The sequence below is a fragment of the Caballeronia terrestris genome (assembly GCF_001544515.1).
Lineage (GTDB): Bacteria > Pseudomonadota > Gammaproteobacteria > Burkholderiales > Burkholderiaceae > Caballeronia > Caballeronia terrestris.
This window is the reverse complement of record NZ_FCOL02000218.1, coordinates 1-3,217: the sequence shown is the minus strand read 5'-3', so window position 1 is coordinate 3,217 and position 3,217 is coordinate 1. Positions and strand designations below refer to the sequence as shown.

The 3,217-nt window shown below is 67.1% G+C and carries 2 protein-coding genes; both read left to right on the top strand.

The window, feature by feature from the left end:
• A partial coding sequence (locus tag AWB67_RS35500) for an MFS transporter (protein WP_087660566.1) occupies positions 1-899 on the top strand: 899 nt, incomplete at its 5' end.
• Between the two features lie 50 nt (positions 900-949).
• On the top strand, positions 950-3,217 hold a 2,268-nt coding region (locus tag AWB67_RS35495), incomplete at its 3' end, for a xanthine dehydrogenase family protein molybdopterin-binding subunit (RefSeq protein WP_087660565.1).

Sequence of the window (3,217 nt, the reverse complement as noted above, 5' to 3'; positions counted from 1 at the left end):
AATGGTTCCCGCGCAACCGGCGCGGGCAGATCCTCGGTCTTTTCATGACGGGATTCCCGATCGCGGGAATGATCGGTGGCCCGGTGTCGGGCTGGGCGATGTCGCGGCTCGCAGGCGTTGCGGGCCTGGCGGGCTGGCAGTGGCTCTATATCGTGGAAGCGGCGCCGGCGGTGCTGCTCGGCATCGTGACGTGGTTCACGCTTTCGGACAACATCGAGCGCGCGAAATGGCTCACCGAAACGGAGCGCGACACCTTGCGTCAAGCGTTGCGCGACGACGCCCAAGAGGGGAACGCGGAACACGCTGGGCAGTTGCGGCAGGTCATCGCCGACCCGAAGGTGTATCTCATGAGCTTCGCCTATTTCACCTTCATCTGCGGCACCTATGCGCTGAGCTTCTGGCTGCCGAGGGTGCTGAAGAGCGCGGGCGCGACGAGCGTGGAACGTATCGGCTGGCTTTCGGCCATTCCGTACGGCATCGCGGCGATCGGCATGGTGCTGATCTGCCGGCACTCGGACCGGCTGCTCGAGCGCCGCTGGCACGGTGCGCTGGCGGCCTTCGCCGGAGCGATCGCACTTTCGTTGCTGCCCCTTCTGGCGCATGATCTGACTGCGACCCTCGTGCTGCTCACGATCGCAGCCGTCACGGTGTTCGTCACGATTCCGCTGCTGTGGTCGCTTGCGTCCGACTATTTCGCAGGGTCGTCCGCCGCCGCGCCGGCGATCGCGTTCGTCAACAGCCTCGGACTGCTCGGCGGTTTCGCCAGTCCGTTCGCGATGGGCTGGCTCAAGACGCTGAGCGGCACGCTCAACAGTGGGCTTTACCTGATGACGGCGCTGCTTGCGCTCGGCGCATGCGCGATGCTGTGCCTGCGCGTAGGACGCCAGGCGAGCAGATGAGCCACGAACGAACGGCGAGGCCCGGGCAACCGGACTCTCACACGGCCAACATGGAACAGACTTTCAAGAATGCATCGCCGGGCAGCCTGCTAGGGGAGAACGTCGCGCGCCTGGACGCGACGCGCTTCGTGTCGGGACGCGTCGATTACAGCGCCGATCTCCTTCCCGAAGGCGCGCTCCATCTTGCCATTCTGCGCAGCGCACATGCGTGCGCGTCGATCGTCTCGATCGACCTGTCCGATGCGCTCGCCATGCCAGGCGTCGTCGCCGGCCTGACGGGCGAAGACGCGGCGCGCATGAGCGACGCAATGCCTCCCGCCATGGACCTGCCCGCAAAAGGCGCCCGCGGTCCGTTGCAGAGTCGATGTCTTGCGCTCGGCCATGCGACGTATTTCGGCCAGCCGGTCGCGGCGCTCGTGGCGAGTTCGGTCCACGACGCGCAAGCGGCTCTCGCCAAGATTCGCGTCCATTACGAGGTGCACGCGCCGACGGCGAACGCGCACGACGCCCTGCGCGAAGGTGCGCCGGTGGTCCAGCCCGGCTGGGACACGAACCTGCTCGTGCGCGACCGCATTCGTTCGGGCGATGCGGACGCCGCATTCGAACGTGCGGCGCACGTCGCTCGCGGCGAGCTGACGGTCGGCTCGTCGACGAGTGCGCCGATGGAAACGCTGTGCTACATCGCCGAATGGGATGCGCGCGGGGAGCGCTACACGCTCACCGGCACCTTCCAGAACCCGCATACGAGCCGCTGGCTGACTGCGGCGGCCCTGCGCGTGAAGGAGTCGCAGGTGCGGGTGATCGCGCCGCGCATGGGCGGAACGTTCGGGCTGAAGATGGCGGGGCATCCGGAGGAAGTGCTGGTTGCGCTGTTCAGCCGGCTGACGAAGCGCCCGGTCGCGTGGGTCGAGGAACGGCGCGAGACGCTGCTCGCGGGGGCGCGTTCGCAGCACCACAGCTTCGAGATTGCGGCGGACGAGGAGGGAAGGCTGATCGGCTGGCGTGACCGCATTCTGGTCGATGTCGGCATCATCGGCGCCGGTCATAGCTGGGCGATGGCGCTCGTTACGCCGGCCGTGTTTCCGACCGTCTACACGATCGAGCATTGCGACGTCGAGTGCTCCCTCGCGATCACCAACCAGCCGCCGTGGCAGGCCATACGCGGTTACGGCAAGGAGATCGGCAACCTTGTGCCGGAGCGCGCGATCGATCTGTTGGCGCGGCAATCCGGCATCGATCCGGTCGAATTGCGCCGGCGCAATCTCGTCGCGCGCGACGCCTTGCCGCGTCTGCTGCCGTCCGGGCTCAACGTGGATAGCGGCGACTATCCGGGCGGCCTCGAGCAATTGCTGACGATGTTCGATTACGGGCAATGGCAAGCGCGGGCTCACGCCGCACGCCATTCCGAGTGGCGCATCGGGATCGGAATCGCCTTCGAACTCACGCCGGAAGGCGGCGCGCGGCCCGGTAACTTTCCCAATGGATACGAGACGTCCACCGTTCGCATCATGCCGTCGGGCGACGTGCAGGTGCTCACGGGCGTCACGTCTCCGGGTAGCGGCAGCGACACCGGCATCGCGCAGATGGTCGCCGGTGAACTCGGCCTGCGCGTCGACCAGGTGCGTGTGATCGAAGGCGACACCGACGTGACGCCGGTCGGCACTGGCAACGCCAGTAGCCGCGCGCTCATGTACGGCGGCACGGCCGCGTATCTGGCCGCGCGGGAATTGCGTGACCGGCTCGTGCAGTGCGCCGCCAACATGCTCGGCGGAGCGCCCGGCGAGATCGTCCTGCGCGACGGTCATGCGTGGCGCGAGTCGAACGGCGCGAGGGTCGCGGTCGCGGAGCTGGCGCTCGGCGCGCACCTGCGGCCATTCACCGTGGCGGCTGGCGTGACGCTGCCGCTCGAAGTCACGCGCAGCTTCGCGCCGCAGAATGTGCGGGTCGAGCCTGATGCGCAAGGCCGCATCGCCACCTACCCGACCTTCTCGTACTCCGTGCATGCCGCGGCGCTGGAGCTCGACATGGCGACCGGCAATAGCAAGCTGCTCGATTACGCCGTGGTGCATGACTGTGGTGCGATGATCAACCCGGCGCTCGTCGAAGGGCAACTCAGGGGCGCGATCGTGATGGGCATCGGCCTCGCGCTTTGGGAAGTCATCAAGTTCGACGACCAGCACCGCATGATCACCGATCGCTTCAAGAGCTATCTCTTGCCGCGCGCAAACGATCTTCCGCCGATTCGCGTCGGGCATCGCGTGACGCTCAATCCGTTTCATCCGCTCGGCATGAAGGGCGCGGGCGAATCGGGGCTCGGC